The following is a 6,337-nucleotide window of genomic DNA, read 5'->3' as shown; positions in this document are numbered from 1 at the left end:
TTCCTGAGAAATTAACTCTCCCGGCATCAAAACGGGAATACCGGGGGGATAGGGACAGATAACATCAGCACTAAGACGATCGAGGGCATTTTTCCGGGATACTATCTCTGTAGGGGCAAAAAAAGCCTTTCTAGGAGAAATAGCCGAATTTCCCGTGACTGGAGGAGGAGTGGGGGGTAAACTGGTAGAGGAAGGGGATTGAAGGCATTGAAAAGCAGTAATTAGGCGATTAATGTGTTCGCGATGATTGCCGATGGAGATAATAAAAGTAAGTTGGCTTAAAGTCGGTAATTCCGCCGTGACAGCGTATTTTTCTCGCAAAATATCGTCTATTTCGTAACCAGTTAAGCCAAAATCTTTGACAATTACCGTTAAACGAGTGCGATCAAACCAGTGACAACCCGGGATAGAATGGGGAAAGTCTAAAACAGAGATATTAGGGATTTTATCGAGTTCTTTTCGGGCAGTAGCGGCTAAATCGAGGGTTTTGGTCAGTAAATCTAGGCCTTGCGTCGCCATTTGCTTTCTAGCACTATCAAGGGAGGCGAGAAGCAAATAACTAGGGCTAGTGGTTTGAACTAATTGTAAGGCTCGATCGACTTTTTCGGAACTAATGCGATCGCTTTTTAAGTGTAACATCGATGCTTGAGTTAAGGCCCCTAAAACCTTATGGGTGGACTGAATAGCCATATCAGCACCGAGAGACAGGGCAGCCGGGGGTAAATCGGGATGAAAGGCAAAATGCGCCCCGTGAGCCTCATCGACGAGCAGCGGGATAGAATAGTGATCGGTAATCTGGGCGATAGTTTCTAAGTCACAGCAAACCCCTTGATAGGTGGGAGAGACTACCATCACCGCTTTGGCATCGGGATGGAGTTTCAGGGCATTTTCGAGGGATTGGGGGGTTATATTTAAATTTAGATCGATAGTGGGATTATATTCGGGATTGATAAAGATAGGCTGCGCCCCGGAGAGAATTAAGCCAGAAATTGCCGATTTATGAATATTTCTCGCCAGAATAATTTTATCTCCCTCGCCGCAAGTGGCTAAAATCGCCGCAATAATGCCACAACTGGAGCCATTGACCAAAAACCAGCTTTTATCTGCCCCAAATGTCTCGGCTGCTAAAATTTGCGCTTCTTTAATCACTCCCGTCGGGGCAAACAAATTATCGAGGTCGGGTAATTCGGGTAAATCGGCTTTAAAGACGCTTTTTCCCAGTAAATTACTTAAATCTTCCCCGATTCCTTCCCCCTGCTTATGCCCTGGCGCGTAAAATGGTACATCTAAACTATTGACTTTTTTTTGCAGTTGTGATAATAACGGAGCGGATTCTGGCGAAGGCATTTTTAGAAGGAATTATGAATTATGAATTATGAATTATGAATTATGAATTATGAATTATGAATTATGAATTGTGACTGATAACTGGTAACTGATAACTGAAAAAGCTGATCACTGAAAATAATTCCAACGTTGAATAAATGGGAGCCAATGGGATTCGACTAACTCGATCGCTTTTGCATCTGGGGGATAATTATTTTTTTTATATCCTTGCAGACTGGCGATATATTTCTCAAAGCGAGGCCTGGATATTTTTAAGTCGGGAAGTTGCAGTTGATTGTAAATTTTCTCGATTTGTGCTAGGGGGTCTTTTTCTAAATCTTCAAAACGAATTTCTACAAAACTATCGGCGGGTAAATCGGCACTATCTCGCAGGAGAGAATTAAGCATTGAGGGATAACTTTTCAGAATTACCTGCTCGATTTCATCCGTGGATAAATTATCGTAGGATTGTAGTGCTAGTTCCGGTAGGATGCGGGTAAAAAAGTGACGGGTTGAGGGAAAAACTAGATAGGGATTGCGGTAGATATGAATAAATTTAGCATCGGGCCAGATAGCTCGCAATTTGGCAATATGTGCCGTATAAACGGGGTTTTTGATTAGTAATTGTTTGCCTTTTTGATGTATGGAAACTTTTTTTAATAGATGAGTATGCCAACGCTGCCAAGTGGCGATTTCTTTCTCGCTGCAGCCTTGAAAAAAAACCCCTCGCTGGAAATGATACTGAAAACGTTGGGGAAAGTATAAACCATGGTAGTAGGAAAGGGGGATCATGCTGGCTAGGGCGATCGAGTCTTCTTGGGGGGAATCGGGAGTAACGGCGACGTTATCCACATGGCGATCGCTAGGTAGGGCCAATTCTAGCAGCGGTTGAAATAAGCGGACGATGCCGAGGATATCCCAGGGTAATCCCACCGCTAGGGGCGAAATATAGCCAAAATGCTCCGATTGACCGAGTAAATTGTGGAGATGGGTCGTGCCGCTGCGCCAATAGCCGACAATAAAAATGGGTGCTTTTACCTGTACGCCGCGCTCATAAAACCCTGTCATTAAAATTCGTTCTAGGGTAGAAAAAGGCAGTCGCGCCAGGGTAACTGCCAGCGCCAGGGTTGCTGGGGCCAAATTGGGGCGATTAATGCCGCCATTGGTCAAAAACAAACGAAGGAGAGTGCTAAGGTTGCTACCGCAGAGGGGATGAAACAAACTGGACATATTAACTATTTTTTAGCGGTTTTTTGGCGGATAGCTTGGCTGGCCAAGGTTTTACCGAATTCCCAAGCGGCCCCTGGGAAGCGGTGTGCATCAGCCACCACATCTTTAACGGCGGTGACAAGCCAACGGCAATCCTCATCGGAGAGGGTGAGGGGGGGGATAAACTTGATGATATTCATGCCGTGGCCGGAAACCTGCGAGAGAATTTGATGGCGGGTAAAGAGGGGAACGACGATTAACTGGGAAAATAGCCCTTTATTGGCGGTTTCTAGCATTTTCCAGGCGGCTTTTAGTGACCAACTGCTCGGCTCGGCAAATTCCAAGGCGATCATCATCCCCAATCCCCGCACTTCCTGCAAACATTCGTACTGATCTACGAGGGGCCGTAGTTCTGCGATAATTTGTTGACCGATTACGGCCGATCGCTCGACTAATTTTTCCTCTTCAATCACCTGTAAAGTGGCAATACCGGCGGCCATGGCCAGATTATTTTTACCAAAAGTGCTACCGTGAACCACAGAACGATCCATGCGATCGAATACTCGATCGAAGATCCAGCGACGACAGAGAACCGCTCCCACTGGCACAAAACCGCCCGAAAGAGCCTTGGCAACACATAAAATGTCCGGTTCTACCCCCCAATGTTCCACTGCCCAAATTTTGCCAGTCCGGCCCAAACCGGTCTGCACTTCATCGGCCACAAAAAGAGTGCCGTAACGACGACAAAGGGCAGCCGCTGCGGGGAGATAGTTCGGTTCGGGAATTCTCACTCCGTGACCTTGGATCGGTTCGGTAATAAAAGCCGCTACTTCTTGGTTAATTAGAGCTTTTTCGAGCGCAGCCAGATCGCCGAAGGGAATTTCCTCAAAATCGGCGACAAAAGGCCCAAATCCCTGGCGATAATGGGGATCGCCGGTGGCGGAAAGGGAACCCATGGTTAACCCGTGGTAGCCTCCCTGACAGTAAACAATTTTGCTGCGTCCGGTGGCGTAGCGGCTGAATTTAATGGCAGCCTCGACGGTTTCTGTGCCGGAATTAGCAAAGAAAACTCGTTCTAATCCGGGAGGTGCGATCGCTGCTAACCGTTCGGCCAGCAATCCCGCTAGGATAGAAGCATCCAATTGGACTAAATTGGGTAATGCTGCCGTCAATACCTCCTGTAAAGCTTGCACGATCTTGGGGTGATTGCGTCCGAGGGCGAAAACACCAAAACCACTCAGTAAGTCCAGATACTTTTCCCCCTGATTGTCGAATAGGTACGGACCTTGGGCTTTAACGTAGTGGCGATCATAGCCGATCGTTTTTAGTACCCTAACCATCTGGGGGTTTAGGTATTGTTCGTGGAGGGCAAAGTTTTCTTCTAGTCTTTTTTCTATCAGTTCTAAAATGCTCATAAATTCCAGATTTGATTACTGAAAAACTATTTTTCAAACACCTCAAAACCGATTATGTCCATAGCACATTATCATGATTTTTGGTTACTTAATATTATAAATTATTCAATATATTTTGTCAAGCATTTAAGAACTTATCTAGAATAATTAAACTAATTAACTCTTGTGGGCTAAAGGTTAAAGCAAATTTTAAATAATTTATTATTCAGTTTTTATATGGTAGGGGCGCATCGCGTGCGCCCAAAATGTAATATCAGTAAACTGATTACTGATAACTGATAACTTATAACTTATAACTTATAACTTATAACTGATAACTGATAACTGATTACTGATAACTGATTACTGACAGCTATAAAAAAACCGACCAACAAGAGAGAATTCCTGTCAGTCAGTCGGTGATGATAGGCTGAATTTTAGTCAGCTTTATTTCTTAGCGGGGGCAGCCTTAACGAGTTCCAATTCACTTTCAGCGAAGTTATTGGTATTCAGTCCACCGGCGCTACCACTAAAACCGTGGTAGTTAACAGTGTTAAAACGGACGATAACGGGATAGAGGATACCACTTTTATCAACACTGGCTACGGTTCCCACATCGTTGTACCAGTAAGACTCTTTCCGTTTGACTCTAACTTCGGCTCCGCGTTCGATTCCAGGCATAGCTGTTGTTTTTTTTTAAGGGTTTAGTTAACAGGTTACAATCAGAGCGAGTTTGCCGAAAGGGTTTTTACTTTAAGTTTTATTGCAAATCTTGCCACTCTGTTTGGACAAAATGCCCCGAACGTCCCCATAGGTCTGCCTTTGGTGCAATGTTAACGATTGTTAAGTTAAAAGGAATGGCTGTGGTCAGGTATTTTTGGGCCGACATTCCCACATCTGGCCCGATTTGAAAAGCGGTGGCAGTGGCTAAACCTAAGCCTAATAACTGAGAAATCGGACCTCTGGGGAAGATAAGATGAGTTCCTAAGACTAAGCCGGCGGTTAAGGCTAAAGTTACCGATAAATTGGTGCCACAACGCGGATGTAATGCCAATTGCCCCTCGCCATTTTTGAGACGATGGAGCGCCTGTTTGGCCGCAATTTGCAGTTCATTTGTATTAACCTGTCCGTAGAGATAAAAACCCCTATCGGTGGAGAGTCCTCCCAGGGCCTCGTTATCTGCTTGGGAATGGTCAAAAGGCGATTGACGACGGGCAGCCATTTCGCTTAATACCCAGACGGTGGCGTGTTCCAAGGCGTGAACCTGTCGCAGGGTCAGAAATTCTTTGAAACCGGGGATAAAGCCGATTTGTGCCAGTAAATCGCTGTCTTGCTGGGGCGAGGGGTTAAACCAGTCAAAAGAGGGGTTAGAAGGGCTACTAGAGGTCATAAAGTTGCGGTAGGGGGAGTTTTTTCGGGGAAGATGAGGGTGCTATAGGGTTGCAAGGCGGTGTCCCAGTAGGTGTCTTTAATGGGGATTGACCAGGGTGGTTTCGGCAAAAAAGGGAAAATCTGACCACAGGGTAACTGCTGCTAGTTCTTGCTTTAGGTAAGGTTGGCTGAATAAATCTAAAAACCTTGTTGGATAAGACTTCTAGACTTTTTTGAATTCCAAAAGTGCCAGGCATGGGAGTGAGCAGGGGGAAAATCCCTGGACTTTTTCCCTGAAAATTGGGTAATTGACCCCCTGAAAATCGGTAAAACCCTACACCCTACACCCTACACCCCACACCCTGCCTCCACGAAAAACTTTTTGCCGCAAACCCTAAGTAAGAAGCGAAATGATTCCAGTTATCTGGATTGCTGGTCTTGGTCATAGAAACTGTAGTCAATTAGCTGTCTAAATAGGCGTTAATGATAGCAAGAGCCACTAAGGGAGCTGTAATTGTTCTCAAAATGCGTTTTCCCAGTGATACAGGTAGAAAATCAGCGGCGAGCGCTTGTTCTATTTCTGCCTCCGTCCATCCCCCTTCCGGTCCAATGGCCATGGTTATCTCGGTTGATGTTTGCAATTGAGCAAGTAGCGGGGCCACTGTTCTACGGGTAACACCAATATAACAAGTTGTCTGTGGGTTAGCTCCCCGCTTAAGGATGGCTAAAAATGATTGTGGTTCTTCGATAATGGGAATAATCTGTCTTTCTGATTGTTCTACAGCTTCCCGGGCAATTTTTCGCCAACGGTCGATTTTTTGAGGACTAGGATTAACTAAACCGCGTTCTGTCAGCAGCGGGATAATCCGATAAACTCCTAATTCGGTGGCAGCGCGAACGATATCATCAAAGCCATTTTTGGGAATTGCTACCATTAAATTCACTTGTACTGGTAGTTCGCTAGTTTCGTTTATCGCTTCTAAAAGATGGGCCGAATTATCAATTATTTCTGCTAACCACGCTTGTCCTTGTCCATT

General features: G+C 45.3%; 6 protein-coding genes. All 6 read right to left on the bottom strand.

The window, feature by feature from the left end:
* On the bottom strand, positions 1-1,347 hold a 1,347-nt coding region (locus tag PX484_RS22885; protein WP_288105678.1), incomplete at its 3' end, for an aminotransferase class I/II-fold pyridoxal phosphate-dependent enzyme.
* 108 nt (positions 1,348-1,455) lie between these two features.
* Complete coding sequence (locus tag PX484_RS22880; protein ID WP_287765544.1) at positions 1,456-2,556, bottom strand: sulfotransferase family protein; 1,101 nt, start codon at positions 2,554-2,556, stop codon at positions 1,456-1,458.
* A 5-nt stretch (positions 2,557-2,561) separates the two neighbouring features.
* The gene (locus PX484_RS22875; protein ID WP_002800414.1) at positions 2,562-3,950 is read right to left on the bottom strand and encodes an aspartate aminotransferase family protein; all 1,389 of its coding nucleotides are present in this window, start codon (positions 3,948-3,950) and stop codon (positions 2,562-2,564) included.
* A 426-nt stretch (positions 3,951-4,376) separates the two neighbouring features.
* Positions 4,377-4,610: a photosystem I reaction center subunit IV gene (locus PX484_RS22870; RefSeq protein ID WP_002800416.1), complete on the bottom strand. Its 234-nt coding sequence runs from the start codon at positions 4,608-4,610 to the stop codon at positions 4,377-4,379.
* Positions 4,611-4,689: 79 nt separating this feature from the next.
* Positions 4,690-5,319, bottom strand: coding sequence for a DUF6391 domain-containing protein (locus tag PX484_RS22865; protein ID WP_287665962.1), 630 nt, complete (start codon positions 5,317-5,319; stop codon positions 4,690-4,692).
* A 442-nt stretch (positions 5,320-5,761) separates the two neighbouring features.
* Positions 5,762-6,337: RsmE family RNA methyltransferase (locus PX484_RS22860; protein ID WP_288105673.1), on the bottom strand; the 576-nt coding region annotated here is incomplete at its 5' end.

It is taken from the genome of Microcystis sp. M49636_WE2 (genome assembly GCF_030065375.1).
GTDB lineage: Bacteria > Cyanobacteriota > Cyanobacteriia > Cyanobacteriales > Microcystaceae > Microcystis > Microcystis aeruginosa_C.
Note: the sequence above shows the minus strand (reverse complement) of the source record. Positions and strands in the feature narration are given on the sequence as shown.